Source organism: Actinomadura sp. 3N508 (genome assembly GCF_044326375.1).
Taxonomy (GTDB): Bacteria; Actinomycetota; Actinomycetes; order Streptosporangiales; family Streptosporangiaceae; genus Spirillospora.
Window position 1 is genome coordinate 30,635 of record NZ_JBIRAX010000004.1, and the last position, 19,576, is coordinate 50,210.

Sequence of the window (19,576 nt, forward strand, 5' to 3'; positions counted from 1 at the left end):
CGGCGGCCACGGGCCCTAGTCGCTGCGGGCGGCGGAGGCGGGTTCGCCCGGGGTCTCCGGCGCCGCCGTGGCGGTGGCGGGCGGGTCCTGGACGCGGGCCAGCGCGCTCGGCCACCACATGTGCCGTCCGACGTCCAGGTTCAGCGCCGTGACCAGCACCGACCGGACCACGAACGTGTCGAGCAGCACCCCGAACGCGACCGCGAAGCCGAGCTCGGCGACGAACACCAGCGGCAGCGATCCGAGCGCCGCGAACGTCCCGGCCAGCACCGCGCCCGCCGAGGTGATGACGCCGCCGGTCGCGGCGAGCCCGATCACCGCGCCGCGCCGCGTCCCGACCCGTCTGGACTCCTCGTGGACGCGCGTCATCAGGAAGATGTTGTAGTCGGTGCCGAGCGCGACGAGGAACACGAACGACCACAGCGGGAACGACGGGTCGGCCGAGTGGAACCCGAAGACGTGGTCGAACACGAGCCCGCTGACCCCGAGCGCCGCCCCGAAGGACAGCACGACCGTCGCGACGAGGATCAGCGGCGCGACGAGGGCGCGCAGCAGCAGCGCGAGGATGCCGAACACGACGACGAGGACGAGCGGGATCACGACGTTCTGGTCGCGGCGGGTCGCGTCGTTGATGTCGAGCGTCACCGCCGACCCGCCGCCGACCTGGGCGTTCGCGCCCGGCACGGCGTGCACGGCGGCGCGGGCGTTCTCCACGGCGGCGAAGCCGCGGTCGCTGTCGGGCGGCGCGGTGAGCGTGCCCTCCAGGTAGACGAGCCCGCCGGACGCCCGCCCCGGGTTGTTGCCGGCGAGCTTGACGTCCGCGACGTCGGGGACCTTGGCGAGGGCGGCGCGGACGGCGTCCTGCGTCCCGTCCTTGGTGACGACCTGGAGCGGCGAGCCGCTGCCCGCCGGGAAGTGCCGTCCGAGGACCTCCTCGCCGGTGACGGAGTCGGGCTTGCCGGTGCTGAAGGACTCGCTGGCGGGCAGCGACCCCGTCCGCAGCCCGAACAGCCCGACGCTCAGCGCGCCGAGCACCACGGCCGTGATCAGCCAGGTGATCCGGGGCCGGACGGCGACGGCCGCGCCGACCCGCGCCCACGTGCCGCGCTCGGTCGGCTCGTCGGTGCCGAAGGCGGGGCGCCGCGGCCAGAACATCCAGCGCCCGCAGATGACCAGCAGCGCGGGCAGCAGCGTCACCATCGCGGCGAGCGCGACGGCGACGCCGATCGCCATCACCGGGCCCATGCTCTTGGTGGAGCTGAGGACGGCGACGAACAGGCACAGCATGCTCAGCGCCACCGTCGACCCGCTCGCGACGATCGCGGGCCCGGCGCGGTGCAGCGCGACCGCCATCGCCTCGTGCCGGTCCTGGTGCCGCCGCAGCTCCTCCCGGTAGCGGGCGATGAGCAGCAGCGCGTAGTCGGTGCCCGCGCCGAACACGAGCACGGTGAGGATGAACGCGGCCTGCCCGTTCACGGTGAGCCCGGCGTATTCGGCCAGCAGGTAGATGAGCGCCTGCGCCGCGAACAGCGCGAACCCCACGCACACCAGCGGCGCGAGCCAAAGGATCGGGCTGCGGTAGGTGAGCAGCAGGATCCCGATGACGATCGCGGCGGTGATGAACAGCAGCGTCTTGTCGAACCCGGCGAACACGTTGCTGAAGTCGCCGCCGTACCCGGCGGGCCCGGTGACGTGGGCCTGCAGCCCGGGGGCGCCCTTCTGGACGATGTCGCGGTAGTCGTCGACGGCGGGGCCGAGCAGTTCCCATCCGTCGTCGCCGGCCTTGACGTTGACGAGGGTCTCCAGCGCCTTCCCGTCCTGCGACGGGATCGGCCCCTGGACGCTCACGGCGAGCCTGCGCGGCGGGGCCGAGCCGTTGGGGTCGCCGGTGACGGCCTGGAGGCGCGGCACGTCGGCGGCGGCCTTCGCCCGGTCGGCGGCGGTGAGCGCGGCGCCGTCGCGGTGGTAGACGACCACGGCGGGGAAGGTGTCGGCGGGCACGAACCGCTCCGACAGCTCGACGACCCGCGTCGACTCGGCGTCCTTCGGCAGCCATGCCGACGTGTCGTTCGTCTGCGCGCCGGTCAGCTTGCCCGCGAGCGGCATCGCCAGGACGAGGAGGACGAGCCAGACGCCCAGCACGATCCATTTCCCGACCCGCCCGCAGGGCAGGGAGGCGAACTTGTAGGCACGCGACATCAGGAACCCCCAGTTTTCGAGGGCTATGATCATCCGCCGCCGAATCTCGCTCGGCAAGCCGAACACGTGTGCGAGTGTGGCCGGAGACCGCTTCCGGTCAGCCGCTGGAAAACCACCCATTGATCATGATTTATGATCCCGCCCCGCCGCTCACGACCCGGTGATCATGTCGAGGCGGCGCAGGATCACGCCCTCGCGCAGCGCCCAGGGGCAGATCTCCAGCTGGGTCAGCTCGAACAGGTCCATCGCGGCGTCCGCGACGATGGCGCCTGCCAGCAGCTGCTCGGCGCGCCGCTCCGACACCCCGGGCAGCTCGGCCCGCTCGGCGGAGGGCATCGCGGCGAGCTTCTCCGCCCAGTCGGTCAGGTCGTCGCCCGCGAGCGTCCGGCGCTGGTACGGTCCATCGGCCGAGGGGGCGGCCCCGGCGATGCGGGCGAGCTGCTTGAACGTCTTGGACGTCGCGACCGCGTGGTCGGGCGAGCCGTAGCGGGCGACGTCCCCGACCCGGCGGGCGATCTCCGCCCGGACGTGCCGCCGCAGGCTCCGGACCTCCTCGGGGGGCGGCGGGTCGGCGGTGAACCGGTCCCGGGTGAGCCGGCCCGCGCCCAGCGGCAGCGAGATCGCCACGTCCGGCTCCTCGTCGAGGCCGGAGGCGATCTCCAGCGACCCGCCGCCGATGTCGACGACGAGCAGCCGTCCCGACGACCAGCCGAACCAGCGCCGCACCGCGAGGAACGTCAGCCGCGCCTCCTCCTCGCCGGACAGCGCCTTGATGTCGATGTTCTTGTCGGCGCGGATCCGCTCCAGGATCTTCTCGCCGTTGGCCGCCTCGCGGACGGCGGAGGTCGCGAACGCGACGAGGTCTTCGACGCCCTTGTCCTCCGCGATCTGCAGCGCGTCGTCGACGAAGTCGCGCAGCAGCGTCTCGCCCCCCTTGGACAGGCGGTCGTCGTCGTCCAGATGGTCGGCGAGGCGCATGTCGGCCTTGTGGGAGAACGCGGCCAGCGGACGGGCCCCCTCGTGAGCGTCCACAACCAGCAGGTGCACGGTGTTCGAGCCCACGTCCAGCACGCCGAGTCGCATGCCTACGAAGCTAGCGGACGGTCCCCGGGATGCCAGGGCCGCCCGGCGGCAAAACGACGCCGACCGGCATATTCTCCACGCGGGGTGACGGACCGGACACCAAAGTGTGACGGCTCGGGTCCCCCGCGGGTGGGGCGGCACCGGGCTGCGGCTACGGTGTCGGGCAGGAGGGGGTGCCGGCATGGCGGCGGGACCGGAACGGCGATGGCGGGTGCCGCACGCCCAGGTGGCGGCGAAGTGCGCCGGGGCGGCGGTGGTCACGGCGTTCGCCGTCTTCTACAGGCACGACCCCCAGTTCCTGTTCCTCGCGATCGCGGCGGCCGTCGGGCTGAACGCGCTCGCGCTGCGCGATCTGCTCGCGCCGGTGCGGCTCGCCGCCGACGGCGACGGCGTCACCATCGTGACCGGGTACGCGAGCCGCCGCCGCGTGCCGTGGGACGCGGTGACCGCCATGCGGGTGGACGAGCGGCGCCGCCTCCTGCTGCAGACCCGGATACTGGAGATCGAGACCGCGGACGATCTGCACCTGCTCAGCGCGTTCGATCTGGGCGCGGACGTCCACGACGTGGCCGACGAGCTGTACCGGCTCCGCGCCCGCACCGGCCCCTGACCCGCTCTCACGGGGCCGCCGGGGGCAGCTCATCAGGTGTGGGGAACGAACTCTGCGCGCCCGCCTTGCGGACGGCGGCGGCGCCCGCGCGGGCGGCGTAGCGGGCCGCGTCCGGCGGCGAGTCGCCGCGCGCGAGCCGCAGGCACAACGCGGCGGTGAACGCGTCGCCCGCGCCCGTGGTGTCGACCGCCGCCACCTCCGGTGAGGCGATCCGGACCGGTGCCGCGGCGCCGTCCGCGACCACGACGCCGTCCGCGCCGAGCGTGACGACGGCGGACCGGGGCCCGGAGCGGGCGAGCCCGGCCGCCATGGCCTCCGGATCACCGGTCCCGCCCAGGAGATAGGCGGCCTCGTGCTCGTTGACGACGAGGGGATCGCAGCGGGCGAGCAGCTCGTCCGGGACGGGCGCGGGCGGCGAGAGGTTGAGGACGATCCGCCCGCCCGCCTCCGCCGCGACGCGGGCGGCGGCCTGCACGGCGGGCAGCGGCACCTCCAGCTGGAACGACACGACAGCAGCGGCGGCGATCATCGCGCGGGCGGCCGTGACGTCGTCCGGGCATAGCCGGGCGTTGGCGCCGGGCGAGACGATGATGCTGTTGTCGCCGTCCGGACCGACCGTGATCAGCGCGACGCCGGTCGGCACACCCGGCGTGGTGGTCAGGTGGGTGAGCTCGACGCCGTCCGCCGCGAGGGCGCCGCGCAGCAGCTCGCCGTGGCCGTCGTCGCCGACCCTGCCGACGAGCCCGGCCCGGCCGCCGAGCCGGGCGGCGGCGACCGCCTGGTTGGCGCCCTTGCCGCCCGGATGCGTGGCGAGGTCGGAGCCGAGGACGGTCTCCCCCGGCGCGGGCCGGCGGCCGACGCCGACCACCAGGTCCGCGTTGACCGATCCGACCACGACGACGTCCCAGTCCTGTGAGCGCACGGTTCAACCGACTACCCCGGCGGGCGCGCTCGCGCAACCGTTCCGGCGTTCCGCCCGGTCATCGCATGTGCAGCTCGGCCAGGTCGACCACCTCGCCCAGCTCCGCCACCGACGGGTAGTAGCCGCGGCCGACGAACGCGCCGTCCCGCGTCACCAGCAGCGCGCTGTCGCCGTGCACCCCCGCGAACTCCGCCCATACCCGGTGCGCCCCGCTGAGCCGGACGGCGGTCACCCGCAGGCCGCCCGGCCCGGTCCAGCTCCGCTGATCATCCCCCATGCACAGAACGTTACGCTCTGTTACTTTCCGTGACGTGAGCGGCCTCGACGACGGGACGGGACCGAACACCGCGCACCTGGACGAGCACGCTCGCCGCCCCCAGCAGGGCCGCGAGGCCCAGCGCCGCGCGCATCCCCTCGATGCCGTAGCCGGTCAGCGACCAGGTCGTGACGGCCAGGGCCGGACCGAGCGCGACGCCGAGCTGGCGGGCGAGGCTGGTCGTGGCGCCGGTGGTGCCGAGCAGGTGGCGCGGTGCCCGGCCCATGGCGATGGTCTGGTTCGGGCCGGCGAACAGCCCCGCCCCCGCGCCCGCGACGGCCAGCCGCCACGCCAGGTCGGCGGGGCCCCAGCCCGCCCCGACCGGGACGAGCAGGACGAGCCCGGCGGTGACGGCCGCCGCGCCGCCGATCGCGACCGCGCGCCCGTTGAACCGGTCGGCGAGCGCGCCGCCGATCGGGCCGGTGACCATCACCGCCGCCGGGAACGCGAGCATGGTCAGGCCGATCTCGGCGGGCGTGGCCGTCCCGGAGCGCTGCAGCTGGAACGGGATCAGGAACTGCACGCTCATCACGGCCGCCATCTCCGCCAGCAGCGCCAGGTGCGGCCCGGACATGCCGGGCGCCCGCAGCAGCTCGCGCACCGGACGGCCGTCCGGGAGCCGCCACCAGGCCAGGGTGAGCGGCACGGCGGCCGCGGCCAGCGCCAGCCAGCCGGGCCCGTGCCCCGCGCCGAGCGACAGCGCCAGCATGAGCGCGATCGCGGCGCCGCCGAGCAGCGCGGTCTCCACCAGCCGTGCCCGTCCGGGAACCCAGCTCTTGGCGGGGTCGCCGGCCTGCGCCGGGGCGGGCCTGTCCCCGGCGGCCAGCGACGACCAGCCGAGCGCGATGACGAGCACGCTCACCGGCACGTTCAGGATGAAGATCCAGGGCCAGCCCACCCGCTCGATGAGCAGGCCGCCGAGGGCGGGCCCGGTGACCCCGCCGAGCGGGCCGAGCGTCATCACCACGGCCATCGCCCGGCCGCGCACCTCAGGCCGGACCGCGATCGTGGTCAGCACCGGGACGAGCGCGAGCAGCACCGCCGCGAACGCCCCCTGGACGACCCGCGCGGCGATCATCCAGCCGATCCCGGGCGCCAGCCCGACCGCGACGCTCGCCGCCGCGAACCCGGCGACCGAGACGGCGAGGGCCTCGCGCCGCCCCACCTGGTCGAGCCACCGCCCGGCGGGCAGGGTCAGCGCGATCAGCGGCAGGACGTACCCGAGCACCACCCATTCGGCGACGCTCGGGCCGGCGCCGAACTCGTCCTCGATGGTCGGGAGCACGACGTTCACCACGGTCACGTCGAGCTGCGCCATGAACACGGCGATCCCGGTCGCCGCCACCAGCCGCCAGCGGTTCATGATCCACCACCAAAACTTGACAGCATGTCTACTTCTTCTCGCCCGCTAACATAGACACGCTGACAAGTTCCAGGCAAGTGGTGATCAATGACCAGGTCGATCGAGGATCCGCGCAACGCCCGCAGCAGGCGCACCCGGGACGCGCTGCTGGCCGCCACCCGCGAGATCCTGGAGCGCGACGGCTTCGAGGCGCTCACCATGACCGAGGTCGCCAGGCACGCCGGGGTGTCACGGCAGGGCGTCTACCTGCACTTCGCCTCGCGCACCGAGCTCGTGACCGCGCTGTTCGGCTTCATCGCCGAGCAGGAGGGCCTGCGCGACTCGCTCGCCCCCGTCTGGGCCGCGCCCGACTCGGTGTCCGCGCTGCGCGCCTGGGCCCGGCACCTGGCCGCCTACCACCCGCGCCTGATGACCGTCGACCGCGCGATCGACCGCGTCCGGCACGCCGACCCCGACGCCGCCCGGCACCGCGCCACCGTCGACGAGAACCAGTTCCGCACCTGCCGCCGCCTCGCCGAGCGGCTCCACGACGAGGGCCGCCTCGCCTCGCACTGGACGGTCGAGACCGCCGCCGACATGCTGTGGGGCCTCATCGCCACCGACATCTTCGAGCGCCTGCTCTCCGGCCGCGGCTGGACGCCCGAAGCCCTGGCCGACCACCTCGTCGCCCTCTACGAGGGGACGTTCGTCAAGAAGTGAACACGCTCAGGCGACGCCGAAGGTGGCGGGGTCGGGTGCCCACGCCTCGGTGCGGATGCCGTGGTCGCGGTGGAACGCGCGCAGGCCGTCCTGCTGGAGGTAGGGGTGCAGCGCCGCCGTCACCGCGCGCTCCGCCTCGTCGCCCGGCACCTGGAAGACCCCGAAGCCGACCTGCGGCATCGCGGCCCCGTCGATGAGATCAACGTTGGGTACGGTCACGGTTCCCCCTCTCGGCCTGCCATGGCACGCGGGCGATCCTGCCCCGGGAAGGGGCGTCCGAACCGGGCTCGCGCGGTGGCGGGAGCCCAGGTCAGGACCGGTTCCACCGGCGCTGGCCGCGGGCGACCTCCTGGAAGGCGTCCTTGAAGGCGGTGAAGCGCTCCTCCCCCAGCTCCTCGCGGTGCCGCCGCTCGATGGCGGCGAGGATGGCGCGGGCCTTGGCGATCTCGTCGAGGCCGTGCTCGGTCGGGACGACGCGCTTGGCGCGGCGGTCGACGGGGTCGGGCTCGCGCCGGACGTAGCCGAGCGCGACGAGCTCGTCGACGATCGTCCCGACGATCTGCTTGTGCTGGCCGGACCGGGTGGCGAGCTCGGTGGCGCGCAGCCCGTCCCGGTCGAGGAACGCCAGGACGGTCCCGTGCCGCGGCCGGACGTCCGGGTGGCCCTGCTCGGCCAGCCGCTGGAACAGCTCCTCCTGCAGGGCCCGCATCAGCTGCCCGGCCAGCATGCCCAGGTCGGGGGCCGCTCGGCCGGCTCCCGTGGACGCCGCGTCCATGCCCGCCTCCTTTTTTTTAGTCACGGATCTTGACTATCAAGACTTGTGACTATAGCGTACTCCCCATCCGCACCGGAGCCTCCGGCGCACCGCGAAAGGGAGCCCACCATGGCGAACGAGATCGACACCTACGCCGCGACCAAGCTCGACCCCAAGTACGCCGAGATCCTCACCGCGCTCCGCAAGCTCATGGCCGAAGCCGCGCCGGACGCCACCGAATGCCTCACCTACGGCTCGCCCGCCTGGCGCGGCACGAAGATCCTCGCGGTGATCAGCCAGAGCAAGACGCACTTGACCTTCGCCTTCGAGCGCGGCGCCGAGTTCGACGACGAGCACGGGCTGCTGGAGGGCGTCGGCAAGAAGACCCGCCACGTCAAGATCAAGACGCTGGACGGGATGAATGAGGAGGCCCTGCGCGGATACATCGCCCAGGCCGTCCGCCTCGACCAAGGGTGATCATAGGCTCGGGGTAGGCCGACACCCGCTGGAGGAGCGATGCACATCCGCCGCACGAGCGCGCACCACGCCTGGGACAACGCGATCCCGCCGATCGCGACCGTCGCACCGGGCGAGGAGCTCACCGTCGAGACCACCGAGGCGAGCGGCGGCCAGCTCGGCGCCGGGTCCGGCACGGCCGAGGTCGCCGCCCTCGACTTCGGCCGCGTCAACCCCGTCACCGGGCCGTTCCTGGTCGAGGGCGCCGCTCCCGGCGACGCGCTGGTGATCGACGTCCTGGAGATGGAGACCGGCGAGTGGGGCTGGACGGCCTGCATCCCCGGCTTCGGCCTGCTCGCCGACGACTTCCCCGACGCGCACCTGCGCATCTCCAAGATCTCCGACGGGTTCGCCGAGCCGCTGCCCGGGCTGCGCGTCCCGGTCGTCCCGATGGTCGGCACGATCGGGGTGGCGCCGCCGGAGCCCGGCCCGCACTCGATCGTCCCGCCGCGCCGCTGGGGCGGGAACATGGACGTCCGGCACATCGGCCCGGGAGCGCGGCTCGTCCTGCCGGTCGGCGTGGACGGCGCCCTGCTGTCCCTCGGCGACGCGCACGCCGCGATGGGCGACGGCGAGGTGTGCGGCACCGGCGTCGAGACCGACGGCGTCGTGCGGCTCCGCGTGGACGTCCGCAAGGGCGCGGCCCCGCCCACCCCGATGATCGAGACCCACCCCCGCACCCACCGGACCGGCGCGGCACTCGCGACCACCGGCGTCGGGCCCGACCTCATGCAGGCGGCCAAGGACGCCGCCCGCGCCCTCATCGACGAGGTCGCCGCGCGCACCGGCATGGCCCCCGTGGACGCCTACCTTCTGGCCAGCATCGCCGCCGACCTGAAGATCTCCGAGGTGGTGGACGTCCCCAACTGGATCGTCTCGGCCCACCTGGAGCTGTCCTACCTGTCGTGAGGGAAGACCCTGGAGGCCTCCGATGAGGTTGGCGCTGTTCCTGACCTGCGTGAACGACACGATGTTCCCGGGGACGGGGAAGGCGGCGGTGCGGCTGCTGCGGCGGCTCGGCCACGACGTCGAGTTCCCCGCCGGGCAGACGTGCTGCGGGCAGATGCACCTCAACACCGGCTACCGGCGGCAGGCGCTGCCGCTGGTGAAGGGGTTCGCGGAGACGTTCGAGCCGTACGACGCGATCGTGACGCCGTCCGCGTCGTGCGGCGCGATGATCCGCGACTGGCATCCGCGGCTCGCGCCGCGGTCGGCCGGGGTGGCGTCCCGCGTGTACGAGCTGTCGGAGTTCCTGGTCGACGTGCTCGGCGTCACCGACGTCGGCGCCTACTACCCGCACCGCGTCACCTACCACCCGACATGCCACTCGCTGCGGATGCTGCGCATCGGCGACCGCCCGCTGCGGCTGCTGCGCGAGGTCCGCGGCATCGACCTGGCCGAGCTGCCCGACGCCGCCGAGTGCTGCGGGTTCGGCGGCACGTTCGCGCTGAAGAACTCCGAGGTTTCGGCCGCGATGTGCGCGGACAAGGTCACCGCAGTCCGCGAGACGAGGGCGGAGGCGCTGTGCGCGGCCGACAACTCGTGCCTGATGCACATCGGCGGCGCGCTCACCCGCACGCGGGCCGGGGTGCGGACCGTCCACCTCGCCGAGATCCTCGCCTCGACCGAGGAGGTCCCCCAAGAATGAGCGAAGCGAACCGGGGGGTGTGGGGGGCCGTCCCCCCACGGGACAGCGGTGCCATGCCGACCTACGTCGGGATGCCGTCGTTCCCGGACGCGGCGCGCCGCGCGGTGTCGGACGCGCGGCTGCGCGGCAACCTCGCGCACGCGACCACCACGATCCGGGACCGCCGCGCGAGGGCCGTCGCGGAGCTGGACGACTGGGCCGCGCTGCGCGAGTCGGGCAAGCAGATCAAGGACCACGTCCTGGCGAACCTCGGGCACTACCTGCGGCTGCTGGAGGAGAAGGTCACCGAGGCGGGCGGAACGGTCCACTGGGCGCGGGACGCCGCCGAGGCGAACCGCATCGTCGCGGACCTGGTGAAGGCGACCGGCGAGACCGAGGTCGTCAAGGTCAAGTCGATGGCGACGCAGGAGATCGGGCTCAACGAGTTCCTCGCCGAGCAGGGGATCACCGCCTACGAGACCGACCTCGCGGAGCTGATCGTCCAGCTGGGGAACGATCGCCCGTCGCACATCCTCGTGCCCGCCATCCACCACAACCGGTCCGACATCCGCGACATCTTCCTGCGCGCCATGGACGACGCGCCGCCCGGCCTGACCGACTCCCCCGCCGCGCTGGCGGAGGCGGCGCGGCGGCATCTGCGCACCAAGTTCCTGTCGGCGAAGGTCGCGGTGTCGGGGGCGAACTTCGCCGTCGCCGGCACCGGCACGCTCGTCGTCCTGGAGTCGGAGGGCAACGGCCGGATGTGCCTGACGCTCCCCGAGACGCTGATCTCGGTCATGGGCGTGGAGAAGATCGTGCCGTCCTGGCGGGACCTGGAGGTGTTCCTGCAGCTGCTGCCGCGCTCGTCCACGGCGGAGCGGATGAACCCCTACACCTCCGCCTGGACGGGCGTGCATCCGGGCGACGGGCCGCGCGACTTCCATCTCGTCCTGCTCGACAACGGCCGCACCGCCACCCTCGCCGACGACGTGGGGCGGCAGGCGCTGCGCTGCATCCGCTGCTCCGCGTGCCTGAACGTGTGCCCGGTCTACCAGCGCGCCGGCGGCCACGCCTACGGGTCGCCGTACCCGGGGCCGATCGGCGCGATCCTGTCGCCGCAGATCAGGGGCATCGGGTCGGACGTGGACGCCTCGCTGCCGTACGCGTCGACGCTGTGCGGGGCGTGCTTCGAGGCGTGCCCCGTCGCGATCGACATCCCGGAGGTGCTGGTCCACCTGCGGGCCCGCGCGGTGGAGGAGGGGCCGCGGCACCCGCTGGAACGGGTCGCGATGGCCGCCGCCGGCTGGACGCTGCGCTCCCCCACCCGGCTCGCGCTCGCGCAGCGCGCCGCGTCCGCGTCCCGCCGCGCCGTCGCGCGCCGGGGCCGGATCCGCCGGCTCCCCGGCCCGCTCGGCGCCTGGACGGAGACGCGCGACGCGCCCGCGCCGCCGCCGGAGTCGTTCCGCGCCTGGTGGTCCCGCACGAACGGCGGCCGTGAGGAGGGCGGCGAATGAGCGCCCGCGACGAGATCCTCCGCCGCGTCGACCGGGTGATGCCGGCCCGCCCGGCCGCCGAGGTCGCCGCCGCCTACGACCGGATCGACCGCCGCTACCTGCGCCGCCATCACGACACCGGCGTCCTGGACCTGTTCGCCGAGCGCGTGGCCGACTACCGCGCGACGGTGCTGCGCGTACCGGAGTCCGGGGTGCCGGGGACGGTCGCGGAGCGGCTCGCGGCCCTGCCCGGCTCTTACGGAGTCCCCGGCGATCTGCCTCCGGAATGGCTCGCCGCGTCGGACGCCGCGTTCGTCCGCGACCCGTCCACCGGCGCGCTCGACGGGCTCGCGGGCGCGGTCACCGGCTGCGCCGCCGCGATCGCCGAGACCGGCACGATCGTCCTCGACCACGGCACCGGCCAGGGGCGCCGCGCGCTGTCGCTCGTCCCCGACTTCCTCCTGATCGTGGTGCGCGCCGCGCAGGTCGCCGCGGACGTGCCCGAGGCGCTGGAGCGGCTCGACCCGCACCGGCCGCTGACGTTCGTCTCCGGGCCGTCGGCGACGAGCGACATCGAGCTGTCCCGCGTGGAGGGCGTGCACGGTCCGCGGACGCTGGAGGTCCTGCTCGCCGAGTGAGCGCGGTGTCCACCTGTGGCCCCGGCCGGACGTCCGCCCGCAGATCAGCGCGGATGTCACGACGGCGGAACGATTTATGCCCGCGAGGTTGACAGCGCGCTCGCCAGGACTCTTGATAGCAAGGAGACGACACGCTGAAGAACAGGGTGGAACGTCAGGGTGACGAAGAAGCGCCGTCCGCGGGGTGCCGCAGGGCGGACGCGTGTTGCCCCTGCTTATTGACGTTCGAGCCTATAGGGTGAAACCCGCCAATTCTCGTAACCACAACCGAGAAGTACGATCACGGCGAATCGACCGCCTGTCACTGTTGGGGTGTGGACATGGAGGGTCGTACCGGCCGCGGCGACGCGGTGTCCCACGGCAACCTGCCGTCCCACGGCACTGCGGCGTCCCACGGCAACGCCTCGCCGGACGGCGTCCCGCTCGTCGGACGGCACGACGTCCTCCGCGCGTTCGACGAGGCCCTGGACGCCACCGCGACCGACGCGTTCCGCTTCCTGGCGCTGACCGGCGAGCCGGGCGCCGGCAAGTCCCGGCTGCTCAACGAGCTGTGGGCCGCCGCGGAGTCCCGCAAGCTCCGCCCGCTGGCCGGGCGCGCCGCCGAGTTCGAGCAGGAGATGCCGTTCGGCGCCGTCGTCGACTCCCTCGACGACCACCTCGAAGAGCACAAGCCTGACCTTCCCCCGGCCGCGCTGCGCCTCCTCGGCACGGTGTTCCCCGCGCTCGCCGACATCAGCGACCATCCCCCGGCCGCCTCACCCGATTCGCAGGTCGCGCGGTACCAGCTGCACCGCACCGTCCGGCATCTGCTGGACGCGCTCGCCGGCCCGGACGGCCTCGTCCTGATCCTGGACGACCTGCACTGGGCCGACGACGCGACCATCGAGCTGCTGGACCATCTCGTCCGGCACCCGCCGCGCGCCCGGGTGCTGGTCGCGGTCGCCTACCGGCCGGCGCAGGCCTCGCCGCGGCTCGCGGCGCTGGTGGACGCGGCCGGCCCGCAGGGCCTGCGGGTCACGGTCGGCCCGCTCACCCAGCGCGAGGTGGCGGAGTTCCTCGGCCCCGAGGTGAGCCGGGCCCGGTGCGAGGCGCTGTTCAAGGCCAGCGGCGGCAACCCGTTCTACCTGGAGGCCCTGGCCAAGATGGGCGCCGGGGCCGCGCCCGTCGTCGGCGGCGCCGACCGCAAGGACTGGAGCCGGGGCGTGGCGAACCTGACCGAGCTGCCCCCGGCGGTGCGGGCCGCGCTGCAGGTGGAGCTGAGCGCGCTGCCGCCCGAGGCGCTGCGGATGGCGCGCGGCGCCGCCGTCGCCGCGGACGTGTTCGAGCCCGCGCTCGCCGCCGTCGCCGCCGAGATGGAGCAGGCCGCCGCGCTCACCGCGCTGGACGTGCTGACCGGCCACGACGTGGTGCGCGCCGCGCCGGGCGGGCGGTTCAGGTTCCGGCATCCGCTGGTGCGGCACGTCGCCTACGCCTCGACGGCCGCGGGCTGGCGGATCGCCGCGCACTCGCGGGTGTCGTCGCGGCTGGCCGAGCTCGGCGCGCCGGCGGCCGTCCGCGCCCACCACGTGGTGCGCTCGGCGCGCTTCGGCGACGGGGAGGCGATCCGCACGCTGGTGGAGGCCGCCCGGGGCATCGCCTACCAGGCGCCCGGCACCGCCGCGTACTGGCTGGAGGCCGCGCTCGAGCTGATGCCCGACGGCGCGGAGGCCGGGGCGGGCGGGTTTCCCGACCGGGTCGAACTGCTGCTGGAGCTGGCCGAGGTGCAGGCGGTCAGCGGGCACGCGGAGGCGGGCCGCGAGACCGCCCGCACGCTGCTCGGGCTGCTGCCGCTGGACGACACCGTCCGCCGCGCCCGCGCCGTGCTGTTCTGCGCGATCATGGAACGCCAGCTCGGCCGGATCCACGAGGCCCGCGCGCTGGTCCTGGACGAGCTGCGCCGCATCACCGACCGGCAGACCCCCGAGGCGGTGCTGCTGCGGATCCGGCTGGTCGCCGACCGGATCCAGCGGATCGACACCCGCGGCTCCCAGGCCGTGCTGAACACCATCCCCGACAGCGCCCCCGGCTGGAGCCCCGGGCTGACGGCCGCGGTCGTGTCGATGCGGCCGATGGTGTCCTACGGGCGCGGCGAGGTGGACGAGGCGATCGCCTACGCCGAGAAGGCCGACCGGCTGATCTCCGCCGCGTCCGACACCGACTTCACCGACTGCCTGGACAGCTTCGCCTGGCTGATCTTCGCCGAGGCGTTCCTGGGCATGTACGACAGCGCGCTGCGGCACGTCGAGCGGCTGGTGTCGATCACCCGGACGACGGGCCAGACCTACATCCTCGGCTACTTCCTGGCCGGGCAGTCCCGGATCCTGGCCCAGCAGGGCCGGATGGCCGAGGCCGCCGCGCTGGCCGACGAGGCGACCGCGGTCGCCCGCGAGCTGCGCTCGCAGGAAGTGCTCGCCTACGGGCTGACGCAGCAGTGCCTGACCGCCAGCTGGATGGGCGACCACGACCGCGCGCTGCGCGCGGGCGAGGAGGCGGTCGCCAACGACACCGGCTCGGGCGAGTGGTGGACGCACATGGCCCACGTCGCCCGCGCCATCGCGATCATCAACGCGGGCCGCCCGGACGAGGGCGCGCAGGCGCTGATCGCCGCGTGCGGCGACGGCACCCTCGGGCTCGACTTCGGCACCCTCGTGATGTGCGCGGAGACGCTGGCGTACGTCCGTGCCGCACAGGCCGACGCCGCACCGGGCAAGAACGACACCGCCCCGCGCAAGAAGGTTCCCGCACCACGCAAGAAGGACACCGCGCCGCGCAAGGACGACAACGACGCCGGTTATTGGGCCGACATCGCCGACGCGATCGCCAACCCCGCGCTGACCGGCGACGTCGGCATGGCCCGCCTCGCCCGCGCGCACGCCCTGCGCGCCGGCGACCCGGCCGCCTCGGCCGCGCTGGCCGCCGAGGCCGCCGGGCTGCTCACCAAGGCGGGCCGCCGGCCCGACGCCGGGCGCGCCGAGCTGGCCGCCGGGCTCGCGCACGCCGCCGCCGGCGACCGCACCGCCGCCCGCGAGCGGATCCGCGCCGCGGCCGACGTCTTCGAGGCGTGCGGGATGCGCGGGCTGCACGCCCAGGCCGTCCGGGAGCAGCGGCGGCTCGGGGTGCGGGTGCCGTCCGGGGGCACCGCTCCGGCCAAGCGCCCGCGCAAGGACCTGCCGTTCGGGCTGTCCCCGCGCGAGCACGAGATCGCCTTGCTCGTCGCCGAGGAATGCAGCAACCAGCAGATCGCCGAGCGGCTGTTCCTCAGCGTCCGGACCGTCGAAACACACCTCTCACGGGTCTTCGCCAAGATCGACGTCACCTCCAGGGTCGGGGTCGCGACGGCGATGAACCGCGCCCAACAAACCGAATAAATCGGACATCGCGAACCACCTGGGCTGATTCCGACTCTCACTTCACGTAGGTCCCGCACGGACGCGTGGCCTTGACGTTCACATAAGTACGAGTTCTCCACGATGCCGCGCGGACCGCCGCGCTTGGCAGGGTTGGGGCGTCAGAGAACCCGGAGGGATGCCATGGACCAGCAGCGGATCGCGCGCTTCACGCTCGCGGGCGTCGCCGACGCCGAGGTCTCCGCGCATCCCTTCACCACCGAGGACGGGCTGGGCCTCGCCCTCACCCGGTTCCGCCGCGGTGACTGCGACGACGTGGTCCTGCTGGTGCACGGGCTGACGACCTCCAGCGACATGTTCATCATGCCGGAGCACACCAATCTGACGACCGCCCTGCTCGACGCCGGGTTCGGCGACGTGTGGACGCTGGACTACCGGCTGAGCGGCCGCTACCCCTACAACGCCGAGACCCAGCGGTACACCCTCGACGACGTCGCGCACTACGACCACCCGGCCGCGCTCGCCGAGCTGCGCCGGCACATCGGCGACCGGCGGGTCCACGTGATCACGCACTGCCTGGGCGCGGTGTCGTTCTCGATGGCCGTGTTCGCCGGGACGGTCACCGGCATCACCAGCCTGACGTGCAACAGCGTCTCGATGGTGCCGCGGACGCCGCGATGGTCGAAGGTGAAGCTGGCCTACGGGCCGCCGCTGATGGAGTACCTCGTCGGGCCGTGCCACCTCGACCCGCGCTACGGGAACGCCCCGCCGCTGACCCGCGGCTGGCTGCTCGCCAAGGCCGTCGGGCCGTTCCACCGCGCGTGCGACGATCCCGCCTGCCACATGCTCAGCTTCATGTGGGGCGGCGGCAAGCCGATCTTCTCCCACGAGAAGATGTCGCCGGTCACCCACGCCCGGCTGCCCGACCTGTTCGGCGCGGCCAACGTCAACTACTACCGGCACATCCTGAAGATGGTCCGGGCCGGCCGCGCCGTGAAGTTCGACCGGCGCGACGAGCGGCACGCCGATCTGCCGGACGACTACCTCGCGAACGCGGCGGACGTCACGACCCCGATCCTGTTCCTCACCGGAGACCGCAACCACGTGTTCACCGACTCCAACATCGCCTGCCACCGCCTGCTGGAATCGACGACGCCCGGCCTGCACGAGCTGGCGATCCTGCCCGGCTACGGCCACCAGGACGCCCTCATGGGCGCGCACGCCGACACCGAGGTGTTCCCGCAGATTCTGGACTTCTTGAAGCGGAAGGCGGGCTGAGGTCATGGAACACGACGCCATGGAACATGTGGACGCGGTCGTCGTCGGGTCCGGGTTCGGCGGGTCCGTCACGGCGTACCGGCTGGCGGAGGCCGGGCGCTCGGTCGTCCTGCTGGAGCGCGGGCAGCCCTACCCGCCGGGGTCCTTCCCCCGCTCGCCCGCCGAGATGGGCCGCGCGTTCTGGGACCCGGCCGCCGGGCTGCACGGCATGTTCGACGTGTGGAGCTTCAAGGGCTGCGACTCGGTCGTGTCCGCCGGGCTCGGCGGCGGCTCGCTGATCTACGCGAACGTGCTGCTGCGCAAGGACGAGCACTGGTTCGTCACCGACGGCCCGGACGGCTCGCAGGACCCGTGGCCGATCTCCCGCGCCGACCTCGACCCGCACTACGACAAGGTCGAGAAGATGATGGGCGCGACGCCCTACCCGCTCGACCAGGTGCCGTTCGACGACACCCCGAAGACGCACGCGATGCAGGACGCGGCGGCCGAGCTCGGCCTGCAGTGCACGCTGCCGCCGCTCGCGGTCAGCTTCGCCGCCCACCCGGGCGGCAAGCCCGCGATGAGCCTGCCGATCGTGGACACCGGCGGCTACGGCAACATCCACGGCGTCCCGCGGCGGACGTGCCGGCTGTGCGGCGAGTGCGACATCGGCTGCAACGAGGGCGCCAAGAACAGCCTCGACCACACCTACCTGTCGGCGGCGGCGCACCACGGCGCCGACATCCGCACCTCCCACGAGGTGAAGGCGCTGCGGCCGCGGCCGGAGGGCGGGTACGAGGTCGACTACGTCCACCACGAGCCGCCGCCGCCCGGGGTGTCGCTGAAGAAGCGGCGCCGCCCGCGCGTCCGGACGATCACCTGCGACCGGCTGATCCTCGGCGCGGGCACCTACGGCACGACGTTCCTGCTGCTGAAGTCGCGGGAGGCGTTCCCGGGCCTGAGCGACGCGCTCGGCACCCGCTTCAGCGGCAACGGCGACCTGCTGACGTTCCTGATGCGCGCCACCGACCGCAACCGCGTCCGGCCGCTAAACGCCAGCCGCGGCCCGGTGATCACGACCGCGATCCGGCTGCCCGATGACCTGGACGGCGTGCCCGGCGCGGGCCGCGGCGCCTACATCCAGGACGGCGGCTACCCCGGCTTCACGGACTGGATCGTCGACGGCTTCGACGTCGGCAACGACCTCGAACGCGCGGTGAAGTTCCTGTGGGACCGGTTCACCGCGCTGTTCCGGGAGGCGCCCGACACCAACCTGTCCAAGGAGATCTCGGACCTGATCGGCGACGGCGCGCTCACGGTCAGCTCGCTGCCGCTGCTCGGCATGGGCCGCGACACCGCCGACGGGCGGCTGCGGCTCAAGGACGGCCGGCTCTCCGCGGACTGGACGACGGAGACCAGCGAGGAGCTGTTCAACCGCGTCCGCAAGACGATGCGGGGCATCGCGGACGTGCTCGGCGCCGACTACGCCGACAACCCGATGTGGTTCCGCAAGCGCATCATCACCGTCCATCCACTCGGCGGCGCCCCGATGGGCGCCCACCCAGGCGAGGGCGTCTGCGACGCCTTCGGCGAGGTGTTCGGGTTCCCTGGTCTCTACATCGCCGACGGGGCGGCGATGCCGGGGCCGGTGGGCCCGAACCCTTCGCTCACCATCGCCGCGCAGGCCGACCGGCTGGCGACGCGGCTGCTGGAGAAGGCGTCCGCGCGCGGGGGCGCGGGCGGCCCGGCCGTCACCGCCCCGTCTGCCACGGGGGCCGAGCCGGCCGGGGGATCCGGCTCGCCAGACGGGGCGGGGCATGGCAGCGGGGGGCAGGTTCCGGCGGGTCCCGGTCCGGCAGGACAGGGCCCGGCCGGGAACGGCTCCGCGGGGCACGGTTCGACGGGGAACGGCTCCGCGGGGAACGGTGCGGTGGCGTACGGTCCGGTCTCGGGGGACCACGGCGGGTCGCGGGGACCCTCCGCGGTGACTCCGGACCGTACGTCGCTGTCCTTCACCGAAGAGATGAAGGGGTCGGTCACCTACGGCGAGACCGATCCGCGCGCCGGTGAGAAGGCGGAGGGGCGGCGGCCGCTGTCGTTCCGCCTGACGATCACGGCCGACGACACCGACCGGTTCGTCCGCGAGCCGGGCCACCAGGCGCGTGCCGAGGGGTGGGTCGACGCGTCCGGTCACGGGGGCCGGCGGGTCGTCGAGCACGGCACGTTCAACCTGTTCGTCGACCCCACGCCGGGCGTCGACGACGAGGACCGGCGGCTGATGAAGTACCGCCTGTTCTACACCGACGGCGACGGCAACGCCCGCACGCTCAGCGGCGTGAAGAACGTCAAGCACGGGCCGCCGACGCGGATCTGGCCGGAGACCTCGACGCTCTACGTGCGGCTGCTGGACGGGCACGTCGGCGAGGACGGGGAGGACGGCGCGCAGGTCGTCGCGGCGGGCGTGCTGCACATCCGGCTGACGGACTTCGCGCGGCAGCTCACGACGTTCCGGACGAAGGGCCCGGCCGGCGCGGAGTCGCTGCTGAACTTCGGCAGGTTCTTCGCGGGCGAGCTGTGGGAGGTCTATGGCCCGGACCCCGTGTAGGCGGAGGTCCATCGGGGCCACCAGAACGTGCAGGCCGAGGGAACTGCGGGGTGCTCTCGGCCTGCACCCTTTTCGCCGGGGGCCGCGCGGGGGGTCGCGCGGCCTCCG

General features: G+C 73.7%; 17 protein-coding genes. 10 read left to right on the plus strand and 7 right to left on the minus strand.

Going from position 1 to position 19,576, the window contains the following annotated elements; translation table 11 throughout:
* Window positions 1-15 precede the first annotated feature (15 nt).
* Together ACH34S_RS15670 and ACH34S_RS15675 are read right to left on the minus strand one after the other, a co-directional pair.
* Window positions 16-2,265, minus strand: coding sequence for an MMPL family transporter (locus ACH34S_RS15670; protein ID WP_395953366.1), 2,250 nt, complete (start codon window positions 2,263-2,265; stop codon window positions 16-18).
* 84 nt (window positions 2,266-2,349) lie between these two features.
* A complete protein-coding gene (locus ACH34S_RS15675) occupies window positions 2,350-3,282 on the minus strand; it encodes a Ppx/GppA family phosphatase (RefSeq protein WP_395953367.1) in 933 nt (310 codons plus the stop codon).
* A gap of 181 nt (window positions 3,283-3,463) precedes the next feature.
* On the opposite strand from ACH34S_RS15675, the gene ACH34S_RS15680 reads away from it, so the two are divergent.
* The gene (locus ACH34S_RS15680; protein ID WP_395953368.1) at window positions 3,464-3,892 is read left to right on the plus strand and encodes a PH domain-containing protein; all 429 of its coding nucleotides are present in this window, start codon (window positions 3,464-3,466) and stop codon (window positions 3,890-3,892) included.
* Between the two features lie 7 nt (window positions 3,893-3,899).
* Here ACH34S_RS15680 and ACH34S_RS15685 read toward each other — a convergent pair whose 3' ends face one another.
* Genes ACH34S_RS15685 through ACH34S_RS15695 form a run of 3 tightly spaced genes read right to left on the minus strand, consistent with a single transcriptional unit; the run spans window position 3,900 to window position 6,493 of the window.
* Window positions 3,900-4,814, minus strand: a complete 915-nt coding sequence (locus ACH34S_RS15685) for a ribokinase (RefSeq protein ID WP_395953369.1) — start codon at window positions 4,812-4,814, stop codon at window positions 3,900-3,902.
* 58 nt (window positions 4,815-4,872) lie between these two features.
* Window positions 4,873-5,091, minus strand: coding sequence for a hypothetical protein (locus ACH34S_RS15690; protein WP_395953370.1), 219 nt, complete (start codon window positions 5,089-5,091; stop codon window positions 4,873-4,875).
* Window positions 5,092-5,101: 10 nt separating this feature from the next.
* Window positions 5,102-6,493 carry an MFS transporter gene (locus ACH34S_RS15695; RefSeq protein WP_395953371.1) on the minus strand — a complete coding sequence of 464 codons (1,392 nt, stop codon included), beginning with the start codon at window positions 6,491-6,493 and terminating at the stop codon, window positions 5,102-5,104.
* An 87-nt stretch (window positions 6,494-6,580) separates the two neighbouring features.
* Here ACH34S_RS15695 and ACH34S_RS15700 point away from each other — a divergent pair, with 87 nt between their 5' ends.
* On the plus strand, window positions 6,581-7,192 hold the full coding sequence (locus ACH34S_RS15700) for a TetR/AcrR family transcriptional regulator (protein ID WP_395953372.1): 612 nt from the start codon (window positions 6,581-6,583) through the stop codon (window positions 7,190-7,192).
* 6 nt (window positions 7,193-7,198) lie between these two features.
* On the opposite strand, the gene ACH34S_RS15705 is transcribed toward ACH34S_RS15700, so the two are convergent.
* A complete protein-coding gene (locus tag ACH34S_RS15705) occupies window positions 7,199-7,411 on the minus strand; it encodes a hypothetical protein (RefSeq protein ID WP_395953373.1) in 213 nt (70 codons plus the stop codon).
* Between the two features lie 91 nt (window positions 7,412-7,502).
* Entirely contained in the window at window positions 7,503-7,967 is a 465-nt protein-coding gene (locus ACH34S_RS15710; RefSeq protein ID WP_395953374.1) for a MarR family winged helix-turn-helix transcriptional regulator, read from the minus strand.
* Between the two features lie 108 nt (window positions 7,968-8,075).
* Here ACH34S_RS15710 and ACH34S_RS15715 point away from each other — a divergent pair, with 108 nt between their 5' ends.
* From ACH34S_RS15715 to ACH34S_RS15750, 8 genes are all read left to right on the plus strand, one after another.
* Window positions 8,076-8,423, plus strand: a complete 348-nt coding sequence (locus ACH34S_RS15715; RefSeq protein ID WP_395953375.1) for a DUF1801 domain-containing protein — start codon at window positions 8,076-8,078, stop codon at window positions 8,421-8,423.
* A 39-nt stretch (window positions 8,424-8,462) separates the two neighbouring features.
* A complete protein-coding gene (locus ACH34S_RS15720; RefSeq protein WP_395953376.1) occupies window positions 8,463-9,371 on the plus strand; it encodes an acetamidase/formamidase family protein in 909 nt (302 codons plus the stop codon).
* Window positions 9,372-9,393: 22 nt separating this feature from the next.
* A complete protein-coding gene (locus tag ACH34S_RS15725; protein ID WP_395953377.1) occupies window positions 9,394-10,110 on the plus strand; it encodes a (Fe-S)-binding protein in 717 nt (238 codons plus the stop codon).
* 53 nt (window positions 10,111-10,163) lie between these two features.
* Window positions 10,164-11,603 (plus strand): LutB/LldF family L-lactate oxidation iron-sulfur protein, encoded by a 1,440-nt coding sequence (locus tag ACH34S_RS15730; protein WP_395953378.1) that lies wholly within the window; start codon window positions 10,164-10,166, stop codon window positions 11,601-11,603.
* Window positions 11,600-12,220 carry a lactate utilization protein C gene (locus tag ACH34S_RS15735; protein ID WP_395953379.1) on the plus strand — a complete coding sequence of 207 codons (621 nt, stop codon included), beginning with the start codon at window positions 11,600-11,602 and terminating at the stop codon, window positions 12,218-12,220. The genes ACH34S_RS15730 and ACH34S_RS15735 overlap by 4 nt, the downstream gene beginning before the upstream one ends.
* A gap of 320 nt (window positions 12,221-12,540) precedes the next feature.
* Window positions 12,541-15,627, plus strand: coding sequence for an AAA family ATPase (locus tag ACH34S_RS15740; RefSeq protein WP_395953380.1), 3,087 nt, complete (start codon window positions 12,541-12,543; stop codon window positions 15,625-15,627).
* 162 nt (window positions 15,628-15,789) lie between these two features.
* On the plus strand, window positions 15,790-16,884 hold the full coding sequence (locus ACH34S_RS15745) for an alpha/beta hydrolase (RefSeq protein ID WP_395953381.1): 1,095 nt from the start codon (window positions 15,790-15,792) through the stop codon (window positions 16,882-16,884).
* A 4-nt stretch (window positions 16,885-16,888) separates the two neighbouring features.
* Window positions 16,889-19,468, plus strand: coding sequence for a GMC oxidoreductase (locus ACH34S_RS15750; protein ID WP_395953382.1), 2,580 nt, complete (start codon window positions 16,889-16,891; stop codon window positions 19,466-19,468).
* The last annotated feature ends 108 nt before the right edge of the window (window positions 19,469-19,576 follow it).

Excerpts from the sequence above, each read along its gene's own strand:
- ACH34S_RS15675 (WP_395953367.1), bottom strand. The coding sequence starts at position 3,282 with ATGCGACTCGGCGTGCTGGACGTGGGCTCGAACACCGTGCACCTGCTG.
- ACH34S_RS15680 (WP_395953368.1), top strand. The coding sequence starts at position 3,464 with ATGGCGGCGGGACCGGAACGGCGATGGCGGGTGCCGCACGCCCAGGTG.
- ACH34S_RS15690 (WP_395953370.1), bottom strand. The coding sequence starts at position 5,091 with ATGGGGGATGATCAGCGGAGCTGGACCGGGCCGGGCGGCCTGCGGGTG.
- ACH34S_RS15695 (WP_395953371.1), bottom strand. The coding sequence starts at position 6,493 with ATGAACCGCTGGCGGCTGGTGGCGGCGACCGGGATCGCCGTGTTCATG.
- ACH34S_RS15700 (WP_395953372.1), top strand. The coding sequence starts at position 6,581 with ATGACCAGGTCGATCGAGGATCCGCGCAACGCCCGCAGCAGGCGCACC.
- ACH34S_RS15710 (WP_395953374.1), bottom strand. The coding sequence starts at position 7,967 with ATGGACGCGGCGTCCACGGGAGCCGGCCGAGCGGCCCCCGACCTGGGC.
- ACH34S_RS15715 (WP_395953375.1), top strand. The coding sequence starts at position 8,076 with ATGGCGAACGAGATCGACACCTACGCCGCGACCAAGCTCGACCCCAAG.
- ACH34S_RS15720 (WP_395953376.1), top strand. The coding sequence starts at position 8,463 with ATGCACATCCGCCGCACGAGCGCGCACCACGCCTGGGACAACGCGATC.
- ACH34S_RS15725 (WP_395953377.1), top strand. The coding sequence starts at position 9,394 with ATGAGGTTGGCGCTGTTCCTGACCTGCGTGAACGACACGATGTTCCCG.
- ACH34S_RS15730 (WP_395953378.1), top strand. The coding sequence starts at position 10,164 with ATGCCGACCTACGTCGGGATGCCGTCGTTCCCGGACGCGGCGCGCCGC.
- ACH34S_RS15735 (WP_395953379.1), top strand. The coding sequence starts at position 11,600 with ATGAGCGCCCGCGACGAGATCCTCCGCCGCGTCGACCGGGTGATGCCG.
- ACH34S_RS15740 (WP_395953380.1), top strand. The coding sequence starts at position 12,541 with ATGGAGGGTCGTACCGGCCGCGGCGACGCGGTGTCCCACGGCAACCTG.
- ACH34S_RS15745 (WP_395953381.1), top strand. The coding sequence starts at position 15,790 with ATGGACCAGCAGCGGATCGCGCGCTTCACGCTCGCGGGCGTCGCCGAC.
- ACH34S_RS15750 (WP_395953382.1), top strand. The coding sequence starts at position 16,889 with ATGGAACACGACGCCATGGAACATGTGGACGCGGTCGTCGTCGGGTCC.